Annotated in this window: 23 protein-coding genes; 8 read left to right on the forward strand and 15 right to left on the reverse strand. The window is 39.9% G+C overall.

Annotated elements, in window-relative coordinates; all coding sequences use genetic code 11:
• Nucleotides 1-244: 244 nt before the first annotated feature.
• Nucleotides 245-715: a transcriptional regulator ArgR gene (gene argR, locus EGC82_RS18400; protein WP_011636127.1), complete on the forward strand. Its 471-nt coding sequence runs from the start codon at nt 245-247 to the stop codon at nt 713-715.
• A 60-nt stretch (nt 716-775) separates the two neighbouring features.
• On the opposite strand, the gene EGC82_RS18405 is transcribed toward argR, so the two are convergent.
• From EGC82_RS18405 to EGC82_RS18430, 6 genes are all read right to left on the reverse strand, one after another.
• On the reverse strand, nt 776-1,714 hold the full coding sequence (locus tag EGC82_RS18405) for a Dyp-type peroxidase (RefSeq protein ID WP_124732034.1): 939 nt from the start codon (nt 1,712-1,714) through the stop codon (nt 776-778).
• 484 nt (nt 1,715-2,198) lie between these two features.
• Complete coding sequence (locus EGC82_RS18410; protein ID WP_124732035.1) at nt 2,199-3,230, reverse strand: ABC transporter ATP-binding protein; 1,032 nt, start codon at nt 3,228-3,230, stop codon at nt 2,199-2,201.
• 2 nt (nt 3,231-3,232) lie between these two features.
• Nucleotides 3,233-4,864: an ABC transporter permease gene (locus EGC82_RS18415; protein WP_124732036.1), complete on the reverse strand. Its 1,632-nt coding sequence runs from the start codon at nt 4,862-4,864 to the stop codon at nt 3,233-3,235.
• 102 nt (nt 4,865-4,966) lie between these two features.
• A complete protein-coding gene (locus EGC82_RS18420; RefSeq protein ID WP_124732037.1) occupies nt 4,967-5,974 on the reverse strand; it encodes a Fe(3+) ABC transporter substrate-binding protein in 1,008 nt (335 codons plus the stop codon).
• A gap of 214 nt (nt 5,975-6,188) precedes the next feature.
• On the reverse strand, nt 6,189-6,938 hold the full coding sequence (locus EGC82_RS18425; RefSeq protein WP_124732038.1) for a ferredoxin--NADP reductase: 750 nt from the start codon (nt 6,936-6,938) through the stop codon (nt 6,189-6,191).
• A gap of 43 nt (nt 6,939-6,981) precedes the next feature.
• Nucleotides 6,982-7,614: a DUF5610 domain-containing protein gene (locus tag EGC82_RS18430; protein ID WP_124732039.1), complete on the reverse strand. Its 633-nt coding sequence runs from the start codon at nt 7,612-7,614 to the stop codon at nt 6,982-6,984.
• Nucleotides 7,615-7,911: 297 nt separating this feature from the next.
• On the opposite strand from EGC82_RS18430, the gene EGC82_RS18435 reads away from it, so the two are divergent.
• Nucleotides 7,912-9,399, forward strand: coding sequence for an FMN-binding glutamate synthase family protein (locus EGC82_RS18435; RefSeq protein WP_124732040.1), 1,488 nt, complete (start codon nt 7,912-7,914; stop codon nt 9,397-9,399).
• A 152-nt stretch (nt 9,400-9,551) separates the two neighbouring features.
• Nucleotides 9,552-9,743, forward strand: coding sequence for a hypothetical protein (locus EGC82_RS18440; protein ID WP_124732041.1), 192 nt, complete (start codon nt 9,552-9,554; stop codon nt 9,741-9,743).
• A 245-nt stretch (nt 9,744-9,988) separates the two neighbouring features.
• On the opposite strand, the gene EGC82_RS18445 is transcribed toward EGC82_RS18440, so the two are convergent.
• Together EGC82_RS18445 and EGC82_RS18450 are read right to left on the reverse strand one after the other, a co-directional pair.
• On the reverse strand, nt 9,989-10,204 hold the full coding sequence (locus EGC82_RS18445) for a hypothetical protein (RefSeq protein WP_124732042.1): 216 nt from the start codon (nt 10,202-10,204) through the stop codon (nt 9,989-9,991).
• 337 nt (nt 10,205-10,541) lie between these two features.
• Entirely contained in the window at nt 10,542-12,335 is a 1,794-nt protein-coding gene (locus tag EGC82_RS18450; RefSeq protein WP_124732043.1) for an ABCB family ABC transporter ATP-binding protein/permease, read from the reverse strand.
• Between the two features lie 351 nt (nt 12,336-12,686).
• Between EGC82_RS18450 and EGC82_RS18455 the strand changes: the two genes are divergently transcribed.
• Nucleotides 12,687-12,863, forward strand: a complete 177-nt coding sequence (locus EGC82_RS18455; RefSeq protein ID WP_124732044.1) for a hypothetical protein — start codon at nt 12,687-12,689, stop codon at nt 12,861-12,863.
• Between the two features lie 43 nt (nt 12,864-12,906).
• Here the strand turns inward: EGC82_RS18455 and aroG are convergent, their stop codons facing one another.
• Nucleotides 12,907-13,962, reverse strand: coding sequence for a 3-deoxy-7-phosphoheptulonate synthase AroG (aroG, locus tag EGC82_RS18460; protein ID WP_124732045.1), 1,056 nt, complete (start codon nt 13,960-13,962; stop codon nt 12,907-12,909).
• A 433-nt stretch (nt 13,963-14,395) separates the two neighbouring features.
• Between aroG and EGC82_RS18465 the strand changes: the two genes are divergently transcribed.
• Nucleotides 14,396-15,238 carry a substrate-binding periplasmic protein gene (locus EGC82_RS18465; protein WP_124732046.1) on the forward strand — a complete coding sequence of 281 codons (843 nt, stop codon included), beginning with the start codon at nt 14,396-14,398 and terminating at the stop codon, nt 15,236-15,238.
• A gap of 5 nt (nt 15,239-15,243) precedes the next feature.
• On the opposite strand, the gene EGC82_RS18470 is transcribed toward EGC82_RS18465, so the two are convergent.
• The 5 genes from EGC82_RS18470 to nrfA form a co-directional block, all read right to left on the reverse strand.
• Nucleotides 15,244-16,464, reverse strand: a complete 1,221-nt coding sequence (locus EGC82_RS18470; RefSeq protein ID WP_124732047.1) for a tetratricopeptide repeat protein — start codon at nt 16,462-16,464, stop codon at nt 15,244-15,246.
• Nucleotides 16,465-16,575: 111 nt separating this feature from the next.
• A complete protein-coding gene (locus EGC82_RS18475; RefSeq protein WP_164839163.1) occupies nt 16,576-16,917 on the reverse strand; it encodes a hypothetical protein in 342 nt (113 codons plus the stop codon).
• Nucleotides 16,918-17,075: 158 nt separating this feature from the next.
• A complete protein-coding gene (locus EGC82_RS18480; RefSeq protein ID WP_124732048.1) occupies nt 17,076-18,326 on the reverse strand; it encodes an ammonium transporter in 1,251 nt (416 codons plus the stop codon).
• A gap of 9 nt (nt 18,327-18,335) precedes the next feature.
• The gene (glnK, locus tag EGC82_RS18485) at nt 18,336-18,674 is read right to left on the reverse strand and encodes a P-II family nitrogen regulator (RefSeq protein ID WP_124732049.1); all 339 of its coding nucleotides are present in this window, start codon (nt 18,672-18,674) and stop codon (nt 18,336-18,338) included.
• A gap of 335 nt (nt 18,675-19,009) precedes the next feature.
• Entirely contained in the window at nt 19,010-20,401 is a 1,392-nt protein-coding gene (gene nrfA / locus EGC82_RS18490; RefSeq protein WP_208646908.1) for an ammonia-forming nitrite reductase cytochrome c552 subunit, read from the reverse strand.
• Nucleotides 20,402-20,684: 283 nt separating this feature from the next.
• On the opposite strand from nrfA, the gene narQ reads away from it, so the two are divergent.
• Together narQ and EGC82_RS18500 are read left to right on the forward strand one after the other, a co-directional pair.
• Nucleotides 20,685-22,400 carry a nitrate/nitrite two-component system sensor histidine kinase NarQ gene (gene narQ, locus EGC82_RS18495; protein WP_124732051.1) on the forward strand — a complete coding sequence of 572 codons (1,716 nt, stop codon included), beginning with the start codon at nt 20,685-20,687 and terminating at the stop codon, nt 22,398-22,400.
• Nucleotides 22,393-23,022 (forward strand): response regulator, encoded by a 630-nt coding sequence (locus tag EGC82_RS18500; RefSeq protein ID WP_124732052.1) that lies wholly within the window; start codon nt 22,393-22,395, stop codon nt 23,020-23,022. Before narQ ends, EGC82_RS18500 begins: the two co-directional genes overlap by 8 nt.
• 115 nt (nt 23,023-23,137) lie before the next feature.
• Here EGC82_RS18500 and EGC82_RS18505 read toward each other — a convergent pair whose 3' ends face one another.
• Nucleotides 23,138-23,509 carry a YacL family protein gene (locus tag EGC82_RS18505; protein ID WP_124732053.1) on the reverse strand — a complete coding sequence of 124 codons (372 nt, stop codon included), beginning with the start codon at nt 23,507-23,509 and terminating at the stop codon, nt 23,138-23,140.
• A gap of 199 nt (nt 23,510-23,708) precedes the next feature.
• Here EGC82_RS18505 and EGC82_RS18510 point away from each other — a divergent pair, with 199 nt between their 5' ends.
• Entirely contained in the window at nt 23,709-24,674 is a 966-nt protein-coding gene (locus EGC82_RS18510; protein ID WP_164839164.1) for a zinc transporter ZntB, read from the forward strand.
• Nucleotides 24,675-24,860 lie beyond the last annotated feature (186 nt).

Genomic DNA, 24,860 nt, shown 5'->3' on the forward strand with positions numbered 1-24,860 from the left:
CACCTCAAAGTCTCTGCCTTGTACAAATGGCCAACAATTCGCTGCAAAAATAACCTTGAAAGATCAACAGGCCCTAATATCCATCATTTAAATGGGTCCTAGGAACAGCCACTTGTGTCAGCTTAAGGTTCCACTATAAAAATGAATTTTTATTCAGCAAATCTGATTCTTTCTTGACTTAATCAGTCAATCTATTCAAAATGTGCTAGATTTTTGAATAACAACTATAAGATGAATAATCACTATGCCAGCGACAAGAAATCAGGATGAGCTCGTACGCACTTTTAAAGCGATTCTGAAAGAAGAACGTTTTGGAAGCCAAAGCGAGATTGTTAATGCGCTTCAAGCCGAAGGATTCGGTAATATTAATCAATCTAAAGTATCACGCATGCTCAGCAAATTTGGTGCTGTACGAACTCGTAACGCTAAGCAAGAGATGGTGTATTGTCTCCCAGCCGAGCTTGGAGTACCTACTGCGGGTAGCCCAGTTAAAAATTTAGTACTCGATGTTGATCATAACCAAGCAATGATCGTGGTAAGAACCAGCCCAGGTGCAGCACAATTAATTGCACGTTTGCTCGATTCAATAGGCAAACCAGAAGGGATATTAGGTACCATTGCAGGCGATGACACAATTTTTATCTGTCCAGCAAGTATAAAAACGATCGATGAGACTTTAGAGACTGTTAGATCTTTATTCAATTATAGTGAATAACAAACCATTAAATAAAAAAGCAATGCCATGGCATTGCTTTTTATTATCTAAAATTAACGATTACACATCATCAAATTGAGTTAAAAAATCCAGTGATGGGACAAAGAATGACGATCCGGTCAGCGCTTTGGTAAACTGCATTAAATGATCATGATTTCCATGACCATCACCATGCACCATACTGCGGAGCATTTGTTCAAAATGCTCCGGAGTGCGACACACTGAAATAAACATCAAACCTTGTTCTCTAATCGAACCATATGGCATGCTTTGACGTAAAATTTCTAATGTATTACCCTGTGGATCCTTTAAGTTGACTCGCTTAGTATGGCTGGTTAATGGCTTATCTTCTGATTCATACTCAATATCATCAACCTTAGTTCGACCAAAAATATCTTCTTGTTTTTTAAGCGGTAAACGATGCCACTTACTTAAGTTATGCATATATTTTTGGACATGAACATAGCTACCAGAGACAAAGTCTTCATCCTCATCTCCCACAAGCGCAACCTGCTGACGCTGGCGTCCCTTAGGATTTTCAGTTCCATCAACAAAACCGGTTAAATCGCGGCTGTCCATAAAACGAAAACCACGCTCTTCATCGACTAGCTCAACCAAATCTTCAAACATTTGATTAATTTCATTAGCGACAAGATGCAAAATATCATAACGATCACAACGGATATGGACAAAAAGATCATATTCCATTGCTGGAGCATCTCGATTACCTTCATTCATAGCCGGGAAAGGTTTTAAGAGTGCTGGGCGTGCTTCAGGATAAAAGGTATCCCAAAAGTTAGCCCCAATACCCAAAAAGCCATTAAAAGCACTGTCGGCATATTGATCCGTGAGTTCGTAAATGTATTGCGCTACATTAGCAATAGATGGACGTAACTGATCTTCAACACCGTCATTGGCATTAAACATCAAGTATACACTGTGTAAATTCCCTTCTGCGCAAATCCCTAACTGTTCACGAGGCATAGCTTGGTTACCCATATTAACTTGATCCACCTTAATACTAAATGTCGGCCTAAATGATAATAATTTAACGCATTAATGTTATTAGCGAGTGATTAACATCTCTGATTAATTTAACTCATTATTAACTAGCAAAGAGCTTAACTTAATCAACGGTAAATTACTTGAAGTGTACTCACATTTAGTCTATTTGTAATACCCATTATACTCATATTAGTCAGATAACAGCTTGATCATTCATTATAATCGTTAACGAACCTCAACTTAGGCAAAAGGATAGAATAAGTAAGCCGACGTTATTTACAGGCTTAAAAATTTACTTATCTGGTATCAAGCTGATGATTTTAAGTACAAGCGGCCATCGATTATATTCGATGGGTTAATCGCGGATTGCTGCAAGTTACCTCCCCATTTTGCGATAAAATGACGATTTGGTAACCGTAAATTATCTCAAGCGGAGGTAAATTATTATGCCTAACACTGTAGACGGCCTCAGCCACTTTTAACTAAAAATGACCAGTGGGTGTGCAGCAATACTAATATCAACTTGTTGACCTGAGATTAATGTTGTTGATTGACTACTAACATCCAAAATGACACCGCCTATTTGAACCTGATAATGGCATACCGTACCAAGAAAATGCCTTTGAACAATACACCCACGGCCATTAATACTAGGATAAATTTCAATTTGTTGCGGTCTTAATAATAACTGCCCTTGGCTACCAATGGGCAAAAATAATTCTTCAGTGCTACTTAGGTGGCCCAAAGCATACTGCACTTGATGACTAGAAGTGACCACAATAGGTAAATAATTACCGGCTCCTAAAAAATCGGCAACGTAGCGATCTCTTGGCGCGCGGTATAACGCTTCGGCTTCGCCGTGCTGAATAATGGCGCCATCTTTAAATAAAGCCAGTTTATCTGCAAACACAAATGCTTCATCTTTACTGTGAGTCACAAACACAGCGCTAACATTACGTTGTTTTAATATGGCGCGAATTTCTAACATCATATCGTTACGGACTTGCGCATCGATATTAGAAAACGGTTCGTCTAACAATAATAATTCTGGCTGATATGCCAATGCACGCGCAATCGACACTCGTTGCTGTTGACCACCAGATAATTCATGCGGATAACGCGATGCTAATCCGGTTAATTTAACCAGCTCGAGCATTTCTTCTAATCGAGCTAACCGCACAGTACGATTGAGTTCATTTACCCCAAATAAGATATTGTCTGCCACAGTTAAATGCGGAAATAAGGCATAATCTTGAAATATCATCCCTATACCACGCTGCTCACTCGCAACAAACACACCATCACCACTCAACGTTTGCCCATTGATACTGATGCTACCTTGACTAATGGCTTGTAAACCCGCAATCGCACGCAGTAGTGTGGTCTTGCCGCAACCGCTGGGGCCTAATAATGCGACAATTTCACCTTGTGCCAGGGTAAGATCTAAATGGCGCAACACCACTTGACCGTCATAATCACTACACACATTTTCAATGGTTAAGGTTGACATAATTAGCCTTGTTGCTCCAATGAGCGATTAAGATAAATCAACGGAACAAGTCCTACTAAAACAATAACAATAGCGGCTAATGCACCATGCTCAAGCTTTTCATCTGAGACAAACTGAAATACATAAGTGGCTAGGTTTTCAAATCCGATCGGGCGCAACAATAACGCTGCGGGTAGCTCTTTCATGCTTTCAATAAACACCAACAATGCACCGGCAAAAATGCCTTTACGTAATAAAGGTAGATGCACTCGCCATAGTAGCTGACTAGGCGTTCGTCCTAGAGTAATACATGCCATATCCAAAGAAGGAGAAATACGTTTGTAGCTGTTCTCTAGGCTGCCGATAGATATTGCAATAAATCGAACACAAAAAGCAAAAACCAGTGCAAACACGCTGCCGGTCAACAACAGACCTGGCCCACGCTCACCCAGCCAATCGTAAACATCATTAATTGCAAAGTCGATAAATGTCAGTGGCACCAAAACACCAATCGCCAGCACGGTGCCGGGTAAGGCATAACCGGTACTACTGAGTCTAGATGGAAGATGATCACTTTTACGCGGACTGACGCGGCGTACAAACATCAGTATCAGTGATAACACCATACACACACCACTGACGATAGCGGCAATGTATAAACTATTTAGACTGTATTGCCAAAAACGCACATCCCAACTCACGTTAAAATAATCAATAGCATAAGCACATAACACCATAAAGGGCAGTAAGAAGGCCATAAACAACAATAAGGAGCAATAGCTTAAAGCAACCCAAGCTTTGGTTGATGACAGTACATATCGGTCTGCTTCATTCAGAATTGATTGTTTTTGAAATAATTGTTGTTTACGACGAGCAAACCGTTCAACACCAACCATAGAAAAAACCACCAGTAGCATAATAGCTGACAACTTTGCCGCTGCCGTTAAACTGCCATAGCCAAGCCAGGTATCGTAAACAGCAGTAGTTAATGTTGGCACTGCAAAATAGCTTACAGTAGCAAAGTCTGCTGCGGTTTCCATTGCCACAAGTGCGACACCTACGGCTAAAGCCGGTCTTGCCATGGGTAATGCCAGCCGCCAAAAACTGCGCCAAGGACTACAGCCCATTACGCGGGAGGCATACAACAAACTTGAAGATTGCTCCATAAAAGCGGTGCGCGCTAATAAATAAATATAAGGAAATAAGACTAACGACAATATTATTGCTGCGCCGCCAAGACTTCGTATTGCGGGGAAATAATAGTCATGGGGTGATTGCCATTCAAACCAAGCCCTTAGCGTGCGTTGCACCGGGCCAGCATAGTCGAGCATATCAGTATAAACATAAGCCACAATATAAGCTGGCATGGCTAATGGAAGCAATAATAGCCATTGAAAGTAACGTCGAAAAGGAAAATCACAACGGGCAATTAACCATGCAGCAGGAATAGCTAATAATAGAGAGCCAAGCCCAACGAACAACATCAATAATAAGCTATTAGCGATGTATGTCGGCAGTACTGTATTGAACAAATGGCTGAATACAGCTTGATCAGGAAGAGTGGATTGCACTATTAAGGCAATCAGCGGCAAGATTAATATCGCCGCAATAAAATAACCAGCAAGCGACCAGCTTCTGGTTAAACCTAAAATCATAAATAATACCGAGTTAACTCAGCGCACTAAACATCGTGATTAATATAATCAATAAAATCGAGATAATTCACCGTGCGCTGGTAATGTTTAAATAAGCTTCAATTAAAGATCAAATTTTACTTCGTCTAGTAATTTTACTGCATCTTGATGATATTCAGCTAACTTATAGATAGGTAGGCTATCTGCTTTAAAATCACCCCATGATGCAACTAATTCAGACGGTGCCACATCTGCCTTAACCGGATATTCCATATTCACTTCAGAATACATTTTTTGTGCCATATCAGAGGTTAGGAATTCCATTAACTTAACTGCATTGTCTTTATGCGGAGCATGTTTGGCTAATGCCATACCAGATACGTTGACATGAGCTCCACGGTTCTTTTGATTAGGAAAATTAATTTCCACCGCTTGCGCCCAGCTTTTTTGGTTTTTATCCATCAGCATGTTGCCGTAGTAATAACTGTTACCGATAGCAATATCACACATGCCTTCTTTAACCGCTAATACTTGATCACGGTCGTTACCTTGAGGCTTGCGAGCTAAATTAGCTTTGACCCCTTGTAACCAGGTTTTCGTTTTCGCTTCACCGTCATGAGCAATCATAGACGCCACTAATGCTACATTATAAGGATGTTTACCACTGCGAGTACAAATTTTGCCTTTGTATTCTGTTGAGGCTAAATCTTCGTAATCAATATCAATTTTACCGGTGCGATCTTTGGAAGAATATAGATTCCGAACGCGCATCGTCAGTGCATACCAGTTGTGTTGCAGAGAGCGATATTGAGGCGGAATATTATTGTTAATAACATTGCTTTCAACTGGAGAAACAAGATCTTTATCCACCAACTCCATTAAGCGAGAGAAATCTGATGTTAACACCACGTCAGCAGGAGATAAGCGACCTTCTCGTGCCATACGTTCTGCTATACCATCTTTAGCAAATACAATATTAACGTCAACACCACTTTGTTCGGTAAATTTTTCCAGAATAGGTTCAATCAGAAAGGCTTGGCGATAAGAATAAACCGTTAGTGCATCTGCTGCAGTGACAGAAGAAGCCACACAAGCCAAACTTAATAATGCGACACTTTTTAGCAATTTCATTAATCTACGCTCCCTAATTGAAACAATATTCCGCCGCCACCGACGCAATTGATAATAGTTATCAATTGCGATAGGGTAAGTGATCATATCAAAAGGAGCAAGTGCTGTTTTATTTGCAACGCTAAAGACGTAATACTTAACGTAGCCATTAGCATATTGTCAGTCAATGTGGCGAGCTGGCGCAACCATTGCTGTATTGCGATTCACTAGGCTATTACCAGTATTTTTCAACGGTTATTTGCCCAGGTGCTCGTCGAAGGTTTTTTACCAAGCCTTTTTCGACTAACGCTGTTTGAGCATCCGTTATCATCCCTGGATTACCACAGATCATGACTTGGGAATGTTCGGCATTAATCCCTAACCCCGCCTTCTGTTCAATTAATCCACTGCTAATACCGTCAGGAATACGACATGATAAACCTTCGGGATAATCTTCACGGGTCACAATCGGAATAAATACAAACTGCTGTGGATGTTGTTCAATAAACTGCTTAATCGTGTCCAAATAAGCAAGATCTTCGCCAAGACGGACACCATAAACGAGTACAACCTTTTCAAAACGTTGCCAAGGCTCATCGGTTGCCAACATAGAGATAAAAGGGCCAACTGCAGTGCCAGTAGCAAAGAACCACAAATGCTTACCCTGCAATGCACCTTTGGGCACTTCATCTAGGGTCATAAACCCTGCTGCTTTGGGCGTTACTTCAATGCTGTCCCCTGGGTTTAATGCTTTTAAATCTGGAGATAACTGTCCATCCTCAACCGCCACAGCTAATACTTCTACATAGTCGCAACCTGGCGGATTAACCAATGAGTATGCTCTAGCAACACGCTTGTCATCTCGCATCTGACTGAGCTTAATAAACTGACCTGCGATAAAAGGTTCAACATCGGTTTTGATACGTAATGAAAATAATTTTTCATTCCAATCAATACGTTCAATTACTTTACCCGTTGTCCACATAGTCACTATCCTTTCACTGAAAGCCAATCTCAATCATAAAAGACTAAGTAGCTTGAGTCACGCTTTGTGATTCATCTTTAGGTAACTTATCTTGCCTAAATTGCGCTAATCCTTGCTGTATCAACTCGTATGTTTTATCAACACCAGCAGCAATATCACCCTCTAATACTTTTAAACCCGACAATATATCGCTAGCCTCTTTAAAACCTTGATCAATGGCGCCGCCAATTTTCAACATAAAACTATCGACTTGTTCATCTAGCCCCATAGATTTATTTTGTTGTTGATGAGTAGAGAAAAACTTTGTTGCAAAGCTAACAATACGATCTGCAGTTGCTTCAGGTGAGTAATCAACCCCGCTATCAACACTCTTTTGAACCGAGTTTTCTCCCAGAGTAGGTGCAAGTTCTTCGTTAATGGCTTCAATCGCAGCGCGATAAAGTAATGCCATTGATTTGTCGCCAGCAGCAATACTCACTTCTTCTTGTGCAGCCAGAATAGTATTGTTCATCATTTGACGGCTAAGTTGGCTGATAGATACTTTAGTTGAGCTATTCACTGCTGAGCTCGTATTATTAGCCCCTGTTTGAGTTGATGAATTGGCTGCACTAATTGAATCGCCTTTGTTTTCTCGGGCGGTGGTCACATTAGGTGAAATGGCACTTTTAATATCCATAATAATTTCTTATTTAAAATGATAGATAGCCTAATTATCGACCAAAAAATGAATAGCTGAAGTCGTAACCGATAAATATCGCATTGACATCCTCACAAGCGTATCCGTAAATGAGCTACAACGACTAAAGAAAATCGTTTTATAGCAAGGCCAAAAATTTAACGATATAGTTAACCCGTATTTGATATTGCTAATACGCCTAGTTTATAAGATTACTTTACTATTGTTACCGGTATTGCTGTGACTAGATTATTCGCAATGAACCAAGCGTACTACATTCAATTTAAGGAGAAGAATATGCCGCAACAACATTGGTTTATGTGGGGGATAGATATTTTCTCTGGACTTTTCTTAGTATTGTTTTGGTTATTACTGATTGCAGTAATCTACATGTTTATTGCGGATAAATTACAAACTAAACAAGCCATTCGGCACAATTACCCGGTTATTGGTCGATTTAGATATATATTTGAGAAACAAGGTGAGTTTTTTAGACAATACTTTTTTTCTCAAGACCGCGAAGAGCTGCCGTTTAACCGTGCCGAGCGCAGTTGGGTATATCGCGCCGCCAAAAATGTAGACCGTACAATTGCATTTGGCTCAACACAAGTGTTAGATAAACCCGGTGCTGTGATGTTCATGAACTCAGTCTTTCCGGTTAGTGATTATGACACCCACAACATCATCGCTGTCACCATAGGTAGCAATTGCAAACATCCTTATACAACCGACAAAATTTGTCATATTTCAGCGATGAGCTTTGGTGCATTATCTCGCCCAGCAGTCACGGCGTTATCTCATGGCGCAGCCAAAGCCGGTTGTTGGCTTAACACTGGTGAAGGTGGATTAAGTCCGTATCATCTTAAAGGCCATTGTGACTTAGTGTTTCAGATAGGTACCGCCAAATACGGTGTGCGAAACGAGCAAGGTCATTTAGACCCACAAAAACTCATCGATATAGCAGCCCATCCTGAAGTTAAAATGTTTGAAATTAAGTTAAGTCAAGGTGCTAAGCCCGGTAAGGGAGGCATTTTACCCGCGGTAAAAGTGACCGAAGAAATTGCAGCCATTCGCGGGATCCCAGCGGGGCAAGACTCTATTAGCCCTAACGGCCATGTTGAATTACATAATGTTGCTGACATTGTCGATATGATAAATCAGGTAAGAGATATTACCGGCAAACCAACTGGCATTAAGGCAGTATTGGGCGATATGTCTTGGGTAACTGAATTTTTAGATGAAATTGAGCGCCGTGGAATTGAACATGCACCAGATTTTTTTACTTTAGACAGTTCAGATGGCGGTACAGGTGCGGCGCCTCAAGCCTTGATGGATAACGTAGGTTTACCATTACGCCAAAGCTTACCTTTATTGGTTGATTTACTTAATGAACGCGGTTTTAAGCAACGAATTAAGGTTATCGCAACAGGTAAAATGATCATGCCTTCTTATGTCGCATGGGCATTAGCCACTGGAGCAGACTTTATCGCTTCTGCTCGCGGTAATATGTTTGCTTTAGGCTGCATTCAATCGCTGCAGTGCAATAAAGACACCTGCCCAACCGGTATCACTACCCATAATACCCGTCTACAAAAAGGCTTAGATCCTAAGGATAAATCTGCGCGAGTCGCAAACTATAATCATTTTTTACATTACGATTTAACCATGATCGCACATTCTTGCGGCGTAACGGACCCCAGATACCTAACCCGCCATCATGCCCGAATAGTGCAGTCGTCTGGGGTCGCAGTGACGTTAGACAAACATTACCGCCATATGCAGTAAGATGAAAGCCTGCACCCTCAGTTAATAACTGGGGGTGCGCTTGGAGGATTACTTTGCCGAAAATTATAAAAGGTGTACAACATAAGTGATATCGGTCACAATAAGCGGTCTTATCGTGATTTTAAAGGGACATCAATCCAGAGGGTTTCGTGTTGAATATAAAAACGACTGCAGCAGATTTAAACACCAAAGGCTTGAGTTTAAGCTGTAAAAACTGTAATCGAATGACAGAGATCGAAGGTGAATTAGTGTGTTTTGAGCAAGGTAAAATTAAACGCTTAACACTCGACCCGTCTCCAGCTGCACTGATAAAAATGGTGTGCATAGGTTGGCAGAAAAAGTAAGTCATCGACAATCAAGAATAGTACTCATCAACACAAATCAACTCACTCTATCACTATCTTCTTCCAAGTGTTTAATCTGGCAAACAAGCCTAATTTAGCGATTAATGCCATTTGAGCATTCAAAGAGATCCGCTGATAACAATTCTTCAGCATCATGTATGCCAATCGATAGAACAGCGTGAGTTGATTAAACAGAATTAAACGAGAGAAATGTGTCCAATATAAGGTCATTTAATTAGATTAGATTAAACAGCACTCTCATCGAGTTCGCTGTCCATCGCTTTAGCTAAGGTCACTCCGCGAGTCGTCACTCTTAAACCTGCACGCAAATCGTTGTATACTATTTTAATAGCGTCATCAGACATATTACGCGTTTTTAGCATTGCCATAATAGCAAACCAATCGGTAGTCACTTGATGTTGAGTGCCTTCTAGCGCCGCAATTAACGCAATATTATGCACAAGTCACCTCTATACACGAATTCGCACCTTTTATAAAATCCAATTGATTGAAAAATAAAGTTATCTGAGATAAGTCATCCACATATTACGCTATAGATTAACGAGGTTGATCACTATCGTCAAAAAATTCATTGACCATACATGTAACAAGACCATTTATACACATTTAGAGCTCTTAAAGTATGCAATTATAGGGTGTTTACACTTTAAGAGGTTATTTATACTCAGCCTAACGGCTTTGCTCATGATAACCGTCACCCAACACGCGGTAATAATAAACATCTATTAAGAGTATTTTACCCTACAACATCATAAAGCAATATGCGTTTGCCTGCACTTAACCCGTGGGTAGGTTTTGTTGTTCATGCTGAATGTGCCAAAGGCGAGCATAAAGACCTTGTTTAGCTAACAAACTTGCATGAGTACCATACTCAACAATTTTACCTTTACTCAGTACCACTATTTGGTCTGCATCAATAATGGTCGATAAACGATGGGCTACCACTAAACTTGTATGACCTTTTGCTGCATCTCGCAAAGCACTCAAAATGGCTTGCTCAGAGCGTGAATCCAATGACGATGTGGCTTCATCGAACACTAAAATGGGTGCCCCTTTCAACACCGCTCTAGCAATAGCAACACGTTGCTTTTCGCCACCCGAAAGTTTTAAACCTCGCTCGCCCACCTTAGTGTTGCCTTTATCTGGTAGTGATTCAATAAAGTCACTCAAATGAGCCAATTTAATCGCCGCGATAATCTCATCGTGAGTCGCATCTGAGCGACCATAGCGAATATTTTCGTAAATGGAATCGTTAAACAATACAGTATCTTGAGGTACAACAGCGATAGCTCGGCGTAATGCCTGCTGGCTGAGCTGGCGTACATCAATACCGTCAATCGTGATTGCACCACTGGCAACATCATAAAAGCGAAATAACAATTTAATGATAGTAGACTTACCTGCGCCACTGTCTCCAACTACAGCTATTTTCTTCCCCGCTGGCACCTCAAAACTGACACTGTTTAAAATAGCTCGTTGGTCATAATGAAAACTCACATCAGTGAACTTTATCGCCCCAATTGTAGGGCTGGTTTCAATAGCATCAACAGAATCTAACACTTGCGGTTGTTTGTCTAAAATATCAAACATGCGTTCAATATTGGCTAATGCACCGCGAATTTCGCGATAAACAAATCCTAAAAAGTTTAATGGAATAAACAACTGCATCATAAATGCATTAATTAACACAAAGTCGCCAATTGTCATCGAACCTTGGCTCACTTCATAAGCCGCTAGCGCCATCATGGCGGTCATAGCAACGGCTATAATAAGTGCCTGGCCACCATTCAGCGCAAATAATGATAAGCGGTTTTTGCGCTTTGCAACTTCCCATTGCTCAAGCGCTGAGTCATATCGTTGTGATTCAAACTCTTCGTTATTAAAATACTTTACGGTTTCATAATTTAACAAACTATCGATTGAACGTGTATTAGCCAGTGAGTCCGCTCTAGCTGCATCGCGAACATAACCAGTGCGCCACTCTGTCGCCATTACAGAATAACCAATGTAGACCACAACAGAGAATAAGGTAATAAGAGCAAAACTGACGCCATAGTTATAAAAGAAAATACCGATAACTAAGGCAATCTCAAGTAATGTTGGCACTATATTAAACACCATAAAGCGCATTAAAAAGCTAACACCGCTAGTGCCACGCTCAATGTCACGAGACAAACCACCGGTGCGACGGTCTAAGTGAAAATCAAGATCGAGTCGATGTAAATGCTCAAAAACAGCTCGACCCAGACGACGAATAGCGCGTTCAGTAACTCGGCCAAATAATGTATCGCGTACCTCGCCAATAATGACATTGAGTAAACGAACCGCACCATAAGCTAGCACCAACCCAACGGGAACAGCGATAAGCTGAGCTGAAGATTGTTTATCTAAAGTATCGACTAATTCTTTTAAAATAAATGGTAGTGCAACACTGGCGATCTTAGCAACGATCAAGCAAATCATTGCCAATATCACACGCGCTTTAAATTCTAGTAAATATGGCCATAATAATCGTAAAACATGCCAATTTAACTTCCCTACCGGGCCTTCAAAATATGCAGAAGGTCTCATTTATACTCCAGTTATTTACCACTGTTATAGTAAATTTACGACACACTAATATTGATTGTCTTATTATATGCCATTTTATTACCAAACATAGGTCACATTACGCTGCAATAATGACAATCTACTATTTATTATAAAGTAGGGGTTGCGGCTTACCAGCCGTAATACTTTAGGCTTACTTTTATTGACATTTAGTTAGGCAAAAATACTATTTTTTTAACTATTTTAACTATTTTGTGCTTTTTTAATCTAAATAGAGTTATTTCTGTAAGCAGAATTTGTTACTCTTCAGCTACAGATAAACGCCTGTTTGATGATAAACAAACACCGATTTACTAGTTTAAAGGATGCTTTATGTTGGATAGCTCAGAAACTCAATACCCACCATTACAACTAATACAAACATGGGTATGGATGATGATTGAATCAGGTAACCCTGAACTGCAAGATAAAGGCCGAGATAATCTTATCTTGGCTTTTGGAAGCTTAGCTAAAGCCAATGAATACTTAGTACAAGATATTAAAAAATAAGGCGCATTTTGCGCCTTATTTTTTAAGCTAGCCTAAACTCACTTTATCCTTGGCGACGGCCAAGGACACTTTTATTTAAAGTGGCTAAAAGTAACTCTGTGTCATCCCATCCAATACAAGCATCGGTAATGCTTTGTCCATAGCACAAAGCATTACCTTCAATTAAATCTTGGCGCCCTTCAATTAAATGGCTTTCGACCATCACGCCAAAAATAGCATGGTTACCTTGAGCTATTTGACCCGCAACATCCTCAGCAACCATCATCTGCTTTTTATAGTCCTTGCTGCTATTAGCATGGCTAAAATCAATCATGATATTATCAATCAATCCTGATTTAGTCAGTTGCTTAGCAATATCACCTACATGTTCAGCACTATAGTTAGGCGCCCGACCACCACGTAAAATAATGTGGCAATCTGGATTACCTTTAGTTGATACTATCGCCGAATGACCAAACTTAGTAACCGACAAAAAGTGATGCGGGGCATTAGCTGCGCCAATAGCATCAATAGCCACTTTTATAGTACCGTCAGTGCCATTTTTAAAGCCTACCGGACATGATAAACCTGATGATAGCTCCCGGTGTACTTGCGATTCGGTAGTGCGAGCCCCAATAGCGCCCCAACACATCATATCGGCAACATATTGAGGCGTTATCATGTCTAAAAACTCACCCGCAGTTGGGATACCAGCATCATTCAAATCGACTAGTAACTTACGAGCTGTGCGTAAGCCATCATTTAATTGAAAGCTATTATCCATATAGGGATCATTAATTAACCCTTTCCAGCCTACTGTTGTTCTCGGTTTTTCAAAATATACTCGCATGACAATTTCTAGCTGCTCTTTATACTGCTCACGTAACTTAACTAACCGTTTGCCATACTCTAAAGCGGCAATGGGGTCATGAATTGAGCAAGGGCCAATCACCACTAAGATGCGATCATCTTTACGCGCTAAAATGTTATGAATGCTGTTACGCGCATTGAAAACGGTTTTTGATGCATGCTCTGTTGCCGGAAATCGCTCTAGAATTGCAATTGGAGGCAACAATTCTTTTATTTCATCGATACGAATATCGTCATTTTGATAATGCATAGTGGTTACAACTCCGGCAAAACGTTCTATTTATCTGATTCAATAAAAGATAAATCAGCTGATAAGATTCATTAAAAAATGATAAGAAACCATCGAAAAAATGAACATGAATCTTCAATTTAACCAGTATTTATTGACAAATCAATCAAGTATTATGCATCAGTGCCGATAATAGAGACTATACGTAAGTGATTGGAAATACGTAATTAGGAAGCAATAGCAGCAGAGCATCACGTAATAGCTGCGTAAATCAAGTATGGAATACACTTATACATTGAATTTTTAGCACCTAGTATCACTTAAAAAACTGTCTTATCAAAAAGACACCCTCATCATATTAATATGCTTTACTTTAGTGATTTACATCGTTAATTCAACACAAGGAAGATGAGCAACTAAATACTTGGCAAGCTATCCAGAGGAGGATAACACATTGAAATATTGGTCAATTTTTTTATTAAGCTTATTGTTAACTCTTTGCTATCCCGCCATTGCCACATCCGTTGTTCCAATCGATGATGTACACGAATTAGTCGAATTTCACTCGCAAACTTACCATGAAAAATTGATTCCAGTCATTGATAGTATTAGTTTCTCTACCAGTAACAGTATTGCACCTTATTTCTTTACCGATGAAAATGCTGGCATGCAGTATGACCTTTTGAAGGCTGCTCTGAACAGTGAAAATATAGACATAAAAGAAATTGTTCATGCGCCTAATTTACGTGCACAGCGTCTAGTTAAAACCAATAAAATAGACTGCATGATCAATGCCCCTGATAATGTGGAAGGACTGTTTTATACGCAAAGCTTACTTGAATATCAAAATAGCGTGTTTTACTTATCAAGAAACAACCTTCAAATTGAACAATTTAACGATCTTAGCGCATTGTCTATTTTAGGATTTCAAAACTCAAAACAATACTTAGGTGATGAGTTTAAAGACATCGCCAATGCTAATCCTAACTACAGTGAAATAACCAATCAAAAAAGCCAAGTGGTGATGTTATTTAATGGATATGTTGAAGTCATTGTTTTAGAAAGACGGATATTTGAATATTATCGTCATTTACTCAAATCAAAACTCGATACCAGTATCCCAGTAACAGAAGTGGTACTGTTTGACCCTGCACAACGAAAAATTGCTTGTCATGATCAAATAATAGCTAACCGAGTAGATAGTGCTATTACTACACTCAAACAGTCATATCGCTACCAAGAGATACTGGATCTAGCTGAACAAAACAATTATCAACCACAGCATCAAATGCCTTAAAGGTACTAATTCTGTTTCAACGCTTGCAGTTTTATTTGGTAGCGTTGCTTATTGTTACCATCACTTAAGGCCATCGCACGCTTAAGGTTTTTCTCTGCAAGCCCAGTCTCACCGGTTGCCCAATATGCCCTAGATAAACCAAAATAAAACTCATGACGGTAGTCTGCTTTTTTTACCGCTCGCTTATACCACACTAAAGCGTCTTGGTATTGCTTATCAAAATAGGCTTGTTGAGCCATATCAAAATAATAAAATGGATTATTAATTCTGGCTAACTCAAGCACCTTATGTACTTCAGCCCATTCATCAAGACGTCCTTGTTCACCTAAGATTAACGCTAAATTATACAGTGAGCTTAAATCTTGGGAGTCCACTTGCAGCGCTACACGATATGCATATTCAGCCTCGGTCTCATAACCTTGATGTCGGTAAATAACCGCAAGTGTATTTATTGCAGCCACATAATGAGGGTCTAGCTGTATACTTTTTTTAACCAGTGCATATGCCGTATCATAATCGGCTTTAATCAACGCCTCAGCGGCAATATTGTTATAAAACATGGCTGTGAGCTGACGCTTATTAACTCTTTTTCGATGATAAGCCCGAACTGATCGTTCAGGTAAAAAGTCCACCAGCACATCTGCCGCTCTAAATAATACCGTGTTGCTAGCTGTCGGAGGCAATAAACGTAAATTAACGTGTCCATTAACGAAATAAAAACCACCTCGTCTATCCCAAACAGGCTCAACATCGATGTCATTAAACTCCACGGGCACATTTAACGCATCAGCTAGCGCCGCCGACAACACCACCAGGGACATACAATTACCTTGACGACTGAGCACTGTTTCATTGGCGGTGCGGGTAACATTATCACGGTATTCAAAACCTCCATTTTGGGTGCCAATATATTGAGCGAGCCATTCATTAGCCATAAGGTTTTGACCACGGATAGTGTTCTCAGCTTGAAACTGCCTTCTAAATTGTGCAACAAACGTCTCAGGTAAACGATAAATATCATCAAAACCCAAGGTCTCGACAGTTATAAACTTGTCATCATGGAATAGATTAGCCATTTCAATAGGCTTATGTTGGGATTGAATAGATTGGCAGGCGCTCATGGTGAACAAGAAAACAACAAGCAGTAGCTTGGTCCATTTTGGCAATAAGTGGCCATCAGAGTTAAGTGTATCAACCTCGGTTTTTTTGGGGTAATGAGTCAACATAATTCAACCCTTAGATAGGAATACGCTACCTAAAAGCATAGTCAATAACAGCATATTCAGCCAAAATAATCCGATAAAACAACTTAGATAAACTGCCATATGAGGATTTAACTACTCAGGAAGATTATCAATAATAGGCGGATCTATTTGGATAAAGAGTTGCGTGTTTTGATATTCATAGGGACGATAAAATTGTTGGCCGCAGCTAAAATAGTTAAAGGGTGAAGCCACCGTCAAGCAGCCAACAGGCAAGGATTGTAAAATAGTGATCTGCTGTTGTTGCCTTAATAATTCTTGCCATTGATGTTGTTGTAACACAAGGTCACGAATAGCAAAGGCATCAAAAGGCGTTGATGATTGGCGCACCACAACAGTTCCAGCATAGCTCATCGCACTAAATAACAGATTAAATAACAAAACCCCCATCAATAAATTTAACCATCTTAGTTGCATAATGACCTCATCGTAGATTTTATCATTCTATAACGTATACCTCACGCTAGCATATTCGCTCATGTTCCCCAAAAAAGTCTTAATAATCTTATATGCTCACATAAAAAAACAGAACCCTAAGGTTCTGTTTTTTATGTTGATAGAGTTAACTCGTCAATCTAACCAGCGGTTTTAACGCTAACAAACTCAGGGTAAGCATCTACACCACAGTCAGAAGCATCCATTCCGTTATACTCTTCTTCTTCTGTTACACGGATACCCATAGTCATTTTTAATACAAACCATACCAATAGCGATGTGCTAAATACCCAAGTAAAGATAACTGCTGCGCCATATAACTGACTACCAAAACTCGCATCGACATTGGATAGAGGAACTAGCATTACCCCAAGAAAACCAGCAACACCATGCACTGAAATAGCGCCAACGGGATCATCAATTTTAATCCGGTCAAATGCAATCACAGAGAAGATAACCACAGCACCAGCAACTAAGCCAATCACCCCAGCCATTAACAATGATGGTGATAATGGATCAGCGGTAATAGCCACTAATCCTGCTAACGCACCGTTTAAAATCATGGTTAAGTCTGCTTTACCCCACACGACTTTACAAACAATAAGTGCTGATATGGCACCAAAAGCAGCGGCAGAGTTAGTGTTTACAAAGATTTTAGCCACCGCACTGGCATTTTCAACATCTGAAACCAACAGTTGCGAACCACCGTTAAAGCCAAACCAACCCATCCATAAAATGAACATACCTAATGTTGCCATTGGTAGATTAGAGCCAGGAATAGGGTGAACTTGACCGTTTTCACCGTACTTACCTTTACGCGCCCCAAGAAGCAGTACACCAGAAATGGCAGCAGCTGCACCAGCCATGTGAACAATACCACTACCAGCAAAGTCAACAAAACCAGCTTCAGACAGAAATCCACCACCCCATGTCCAGTATCCTTCAACAGGATAAATCACTGCGGTCATTACGATTGAGAAGGCTAAGAAAGACCACAACTTCATCCGTTCAGCAACAGCACCAGAGACAATTGACATTGCGGTAGCAACAAACACCACTTGGAAGAAAAAGTCAGATTCAAGTGCATGATCTGCACCTTCAGCTTGTGTCCCTATTAGTGAGCCAAAAGAAGGAATAAAGCCACCTTCTATATTGTCTACATACATAATGTTATAGCCAACTAATAGAAACATGACACATGCAATTGAGTATAAACACACATTTTTAGTTAAAATTTCAGTGGTGTTTTTTGAGCGAACTAAGCCAGCTTCTAACATGGCAAAACCCGCTGCCATCCACATCACAAATGCGCCGGAAATAAGAAAGTAAAATGTATCGAGTGCGAAACGTAATTCAGTTACCGTCAGGCCTAATTGAGTTAACTCTTCCATAACAGCCTCCTATAATGCTTCGTTATCAAGTTCACCCGTACGGATACGGATAGCTTGTTCTAAATCAGTAACAAAAATTTTACCATCACCAATTTTGCCGGTATGGGCAGCATTGGTAATCGCTTCAATAAGCATGTCCAAGTTTTCATCTTTGGTGGCAATTTCTAATTTTACTTTAGGTAAAAAATCAACTTGATACTCTGCCCCACGATAAAGCTCAGTGTGACCTTTTTGACGCCCGAAGCCTTTTACCTCAGTAACAGTCATACCTTCAATGCCCATGCCTGCAATGGCTTCACGGACATCATCCAATTTAAATGGCTTGATGATAGCGCTGACGAGTTTCATCTCGACCTCCAAAAGTGTGAAAAAATGTAGTTGTTATTTATTTGTTGAACAAGTTAATTCAATCATTAGGCCACTTTTTTAATGCACTGTTATATATAGGCTTTATTTTATCCACTCTTTTATTTATTAACATCTAGGCACCAATCGAGTGCATAAGAAACAGAGGTGCATCGTTTTGGTGCAGTAAATCATCTACCTTTTATGTGACCTATCAGCCAAATGTTACGTCACTATTTCGGCATAATGCACATAAAAAAACAGCCCTCAAATGAGGGCTGTTTGTTAGATTTTTCAGGTTTCCACCTGAGGAGATTTTTTATGCTACTAAGTACAACTTACTTGTAAGTCGCTTCGCGCTTTTTAGCTTCTTCTTCCCACTGAGGAACCAGTGTTTTCTTAAACTCAGCTTTTTCAGCATTCATGGTTTTCATATCCATGCCTAATGCTGCTTGCGCTTTTGCTTTAGTAGACGTGTCTGGGTAAGCAATTGGCTGCTTAACACCTTTAGCACCTAATAACTGAGCCAATTTAACGCGAGCATCAGCTGCTTTATCCAATGCAGTACCTAAAATACGCAATACTTCAGCTGGAGCATGAGTTGAGGCACCATGTGATGCAGTTGCAAAATCCCAACGCCATTGTGAATGACGAATATCCATTAAGATTGGCTTCATTTCAACTTCAGTGGCACCAGCATCCCAAGCAGCTTTCGCTTCAAAGTGAGCTTTAACCAGTTGAGTTTCAACACGAGCTTTTAAATCTTCTGCTTTATGCTTGCTTTCTTCAACTTGCTTAACCATAAACTCTTTGCTTTGGCTGTGACACGTTGCACAGGTTTCTTCAAAGCGATCAAATGGGTTACCCACTTTATGGTCAGTAAATTTACGGCCTTTGTCGTTAGTCACTTTAGGCATATGACAATCAACACAGCTCACGTTATTTTGACCATGAACACCCATTTTCCAAGTTTCATAACCAGGGTGTTGGGCTTTTAACATAGGTGTTTTAGACACTGCATGAGTCCAATCAGAAAACTCTATGCTGTCATAATACACTTCCATTTGCTCAACTGTAGTACCCATATCCCAAGGGAATTTAACAAAACCAGGGCGTTCTGCTGTTTTCTCGAAATAGTATTCAACGTGACATTGAGCACACACCATTGATTGCTTATCTTTACGAGAAGCTTTATCAAATGGTGTATTTAACGTATCCATTGCGCGGTCAACGTACGGACGTGATATACGTAACTTAGATGAGCCTTTTTCATGACAATCGCCACAACCTAGAACGTTAACGATTTCTGGTCCACCTTTAGCCCACTTACCGCTAAAGTAACCATCTTCACCTTGCTCTTCAATCACGCGAGGTACATCAGGGCTTTTACAGCTCCAACATGCCATCGGCATTGGACCATCTGCAGCATTTTTTGGTGCGCCAGTACGTAGTGAATTAGTTACGTCAGTAATTGCATACATATGACCACGTGGTGCATTGTAATCTTTAGCAAAGCCATAACCAGCCCACAATACAACTAAGCTAGGTACTTTTTCCAACATATCAACAACATCTTTACTTTCATCAGTAGCATGCCAGCTGTCATATTGCTTTGAAAATTTATCTTTATAAACCTCATTTCGAGGTTCGGTTTTATCACTCGCCATTGCGCCAGCAGCCATAAAACCGGCTGCGATAACGGCACTGAGTGCAATTGATTTTACATTCATCTTCATCACCCTTTATCTCCGTGTTACATTATATTTAATTTAATAATCACGACATCTCCATCGTCAAAGTTAGCGATTTAACACCGCTTTAACTATACCTCTTATGAGGTATAGATGCGAAAGCTTGCGCCAGATCAACATGTAAACAGGATGTATTTCACAGTTTTGTAAACTTGTTAATGTTATCAAGCCACACCTAATGTAGAACACACTATTGAACACGGTATAAAACAGTACTTTTGGCTTATTTTTCATCACTAATCGTTATCAACAACAGGATATTATGTTTACTCGTGGCAGCCTTACCTCGACCATTTTAAGTTTAATGCTGATTTTAATTTTGTTGTCATCAAGCTTAGCGGTATTTTCTATTGTTAATTTAACCTTCAGCTTAGGCGATGCCAAAGGCATAAATGCCTCAGGTTCACTGCGTATGCAAAGTTATCGACTGTTGTTGTATACCAATGCAGGCAGTAACAATACCGATGAGAAAATTTTAGAGTTTGAAAAAACGCTTAATTCTAAGGCACTTAGCCGCACCCTTGCGTGGTATAGCCCAAAAGAACTAAAAGACCAATATTTATTGGTTATAGATAAGTGGCAAGTCATGAAAGTCTACATAGATGAAGACAATACCCGCCTTTATTCAGCCTCATTAACCGACTTTGTTGACACCATTGATACCTTGGTATTAAAGATGGAGTTATTCGCCGCCTTTAAACTAAAATTATTGGTTATTGGACAAATTATCGGCTTGTCTATTTTACTTGTTATCGCCTTCTTTTCCGTAGTATTCACACGTAAACGAGTTGTTAAACCATTACAATTATTGATGGATAGTGCAGCTACAATCTCCAAAGGAAACTTCAAAGTTGAAATGCCTAAAACGGGTTATATTGAACTAACCGCTTTGGGTAATGCATTACAAAAAACAGCGGCCGAATTAGCCAGTTTATACGATGATTTAGAAAGCCAGGTAAACGAAAAAACCTTGGCGTTAACACGAGCAAATAACGAGTTAAAATTTTTATATGACAACTTAATTACGTTACATGCCGATAAACTGGATTATAAAGCGTTACAGTCTGCTATTAATCAACTGAAGTATTATGAAGACTTAACCTTTTTGCGCTTAGTAATTGAACATGAAGACGGCTCTAAAGATGTTATTAAAGCAGAAGGCGGTTGGCCAGACGAACTATCGACTAAATCGGTACAGTTTCCATTATTGATAGAAAAGATCCAAATGGGTTATTTAGATGTTATTTCTAACCGCCCATTAAACCAATTACTGTTTGAAAACTTCGCCATGATGTTGACCCGCTCGATTACGATCCATAATGCATCTGAACAACGTCAACAATTAGCGTTACTTGAAGAGCGGGCTGTTATCGCCAGAGAACTACATGATTCAATTGGACAATTACTATCCTTTCTAAAGATCCAGGTTAGTCTATTACGTAAAAGTCTTGATAAAACTTGTCGTAGCCCTGCAGTAGAAGGTCAATTGATGGAGATAAATGAGGGTGTGAGTACCGCTTATGTGCAATTACGCGAACTATTATCAACTTTTAGGTTAACCATTAAAGAGCCTAATCTAAGCCAAGCTATTGAAGTAATGCTGGACCAACTACGTCATCAAACCAGTATCGATATCCAATTAAATTACAAACTATCTGCACATTTACTGGAAGCTAAACAACATATTCATATCTTACAATTAATTCGCGAAGCGACATTAAATGCAATAAAACACGCAAAGCCTGCCCATATAGTGGTAGATTGTCAGTTAACTGATAATGCCAAAATCACTATTTCAATTTGTGATGATGGCATTGGCGTGACACATTTAGCAGAACGAGACCAACATTTTGGTATTGGTATCATGCATGAACGCGCTAACAAACTGAATGGTATTGTTTCGTTCAATAGTAATCAGCTTGGCGGTACTACTGTCACGCTGAGTTTTCCACCTCAACAGGAGCCTTTAAATGGGTAAGCCGTATTCTGTACTTGTTGTCGATGATCATCCATTATTACGCCGTGGTATTTGCCAATTAATCACCTCCGATAGCGACTTTACGCTTTTTGGTGAAACGGGCACAGGGCTAGAAGCTCTTACCGCCGTAGCTGAAAATGAACCCGATATTATTTTGCTCGATTTGAATATGAAAGGCATGTCTGGCCTTGATACGCTTAATGCTATGCGCCAAGAGGGCGTCACGGCAAGAATTGTTATTTTAACCGTTTCTGATGCTAAACAAGATGTAACTCGATTACTTCGCGCTGGTGCTGATGGTTATTTACTCAAAGACACTGAGCCTGATCTACTGCTAGAGCAACTCAAAAAGGCCATGTTGGGTCATAGAGTGATTAGTGATGAAGTAGAAGCTTATCTTTATGAGTTGAAAAACACGGTCGATGATAATAGCTGGATAGGTAATTTAACTCCTCGTGAATTACAAATATTACAAGAACTGGCCGAAGGCAAAAGTAATAGAATGATATCTGAGGATTTACACATCAGCGAAGGTACGGTCAAAGTTCACGTTAAGAATTTACTGCGTAAAGCTCATGCAAAATCACGCACAGAAATGGCAGTACGCTACCTTAACAATTAGGCATTTTCAAGAACCTATTTAACATTAAAAAAGCCACCTTACCGTGGTTTTTTTGTTATTTTACTTCACCATACGTTAAATCTTGGAGCGATGAATAATGGCGTGATAAATAGGGCTATTTATCGTTAATAAACGCTATCCAACTTTGCAGTACTGACTCAAAATCTTCAAGGCCACAATAAGACTCAGACTCGGCATCGTACAGACTCATTGAATCTTCTAATATGTGCTCTTCCTCAAAATCAATCACACTGGCAAACACCCTCACTTGTTCAGTATCAATATCAATGGTTAAGTCACCGCCAATATCTCGCCAATGGTTAAGCGTGCCTTTCTTAATGGAAGCGATTTGACTGAGGATATACTCAGCTTTGCGATTATCATTACCTAGTTGCTCTGCAAACCATCTGCCTAAGACTTCATGACCCATACTAAATTCAGCAAAGACAGTGCCTTCTAGGCGATTACGACGAAATTGATATTCCATACTAGAACTCTTTTATTAGCATTTTTTCTATTTTAACTGATGATCAGCTACTCTGCTGCTCGTTAGCTAATCAAATAGTGTACTTGGTTGTTAAATGCTCGATAAATAATGAATTTTATTCTATTAAGGTGTGTAAACTTGGGCATGATTAAAAAATAGCGTAAATTATTGCGATAGTGATCACATGGAATCTCTAATAATGAATAATGGTTTTATATACAGTTTGTTGCTGACAGGACCTAATGCTGGCCAGTCACTTACCGCCGATCAAATAGCACAATGGCAACCTGCTGATGGCCTGCTATGGCTACATCTGCGTTACCGTGAACCTAAAGCGCGCAAATGGATCCTTAATTCTGGTTTAGATAGAGTTGAAATGGATACCCTACTGGCCACAGATACTCGCCCACGAGTATTAAGCTCAGACAAAGGCATCTTACTGGCGTTACGTGGGGTTAATTTAAACCCCAATTCAGATCCAGAAGACATGGTCGCAGTGCGGATCTATGCTGAAGAATATAAAATAATTTCCACCTGCGAGCGCCAATTGCAATCAGTGATTGATGTTGCTGATGCGATAGTTCAAGGCAAAGGCCCAATTGATAGCGCAGCGTTTATCATGGCCATTTGTGAGCGCCTAACACAACGAAAAGTAGAGTTTATTGGCAAGCTTGAAGAAGAGCTAGATGAGCTAGAAGAACGCGTTGTGACCCAAGTAAACAAAACCTTGCGCACTGATATTGCTGAACTGCGCAGGCAAACTGTTGTGCTGCGCCGCTACCTTGCACCACAGCGGGAAGCCTTTGCTCGTATGCTACAAGAAGCCAGCGAACTGTTTGACGATAATGATAAAATCCGCTTACGTGAAATTCATGAAACCCTTATTCGGGTCATTGAAGATCTAGATGCAATTCGAGATCGCGCCAGTGTTACCCAAGAAGAACTGCAATCTCAACAGTCTGAGCAAGTGAATCAAAGGTTATATTTTCTATCGTTAATTTCGGCAGTATTTCTACCATTAGGTTTTTTAACCGGCTTATTAGGTGTCAATATTGGCGGCATCCCTGGTGCAGAATCAAACTGGGCTTTTGCCGCATTCTGTGGCGGGTTATTCGCGTTGATTGGCTTGCAGATGTACTTATTCTACCGTTTGAAATGGTTATAATCCGTCTTGAATATACATAACGTTACATTCATCGCTGAAGATTATGCTCGTGAGTTAAAGATAATGTGTAACGTAACGGCAATAAGATTGTTATCACGTTAAGCTCGGTATCATGAAGCTCTAACACTGCCTAGCGTGATTCATATTAGCCCATGAAAGTGAATCATTTACGCCGTTATGAGAGCA

Origin of the sequence: Shewanella livingstonensis, assembly GCF_003855395.1 — a bacterium.
Classification (GTDB): domain Bacteria; phylum Pseudomonadota; class Gammaproteobacteria; order Enterobacterales; family Shewanellaceae; genus Shewanella; species Shewanella livingstonensis.